This window comes from Pseudoalteromonas sp. SIMBA_162 (assembly GCF_046535955.1).
Lineage (GTDB): Bacteria > Pseudomonadota > Gammaproteobacteria > Enterobacterales > Alteromonadaceae > Pseudoalteromonas > Pseudoalteromonas marina.
Window position 1 is genome coordinate 1 of the sequence record NZ_JAWJBQ010000410.1, and the last position, 272, is coordinate 272.

Sequence of the window (272 nt, forward strand, 5' to 3'; positions counted from 1 at the left end):
GGGCATCGTCACCCGAAAGTTGTGGCCGCTGTGAAAGCCCAGTTGGATAAGGTGATGCACACCTGCCAAACGGTCATGCCCTACGAAGGCTACGTCAAAGTGGCTGAAAAGCTGAGCCACATCGTTCCCGTGCGTGGTCATGCCAAAGTCATGCTGGCCAACTCCGGTGCCGAAGCGCTGGAAAACGCGGTAAAGATTGCCCGTGCCGCCACCGGCCGTTCTAACGTGATCTGCTTTGACGGCGGCTACCACGGCCGTACTTTCTACACCAT

The 272-nt window shown here is 57.7% G+C and carries 1 protein-coding gene; it reads left to right on the forward strand.

Annotation, left to right across the window (positions count from 1 at the left end):
* Window positions 1-30: 30 nt before the first annotated feature.
* Window positions 31-272 (forward strand): aminotransferase class III-fold pyridoxal phosphate-dependent enzyme (locus tag R0J88_RS20260; RefSeq protein ID WP_410900914.1); only part of this gene is annotated, 242 nt, incomplete at its 3' end.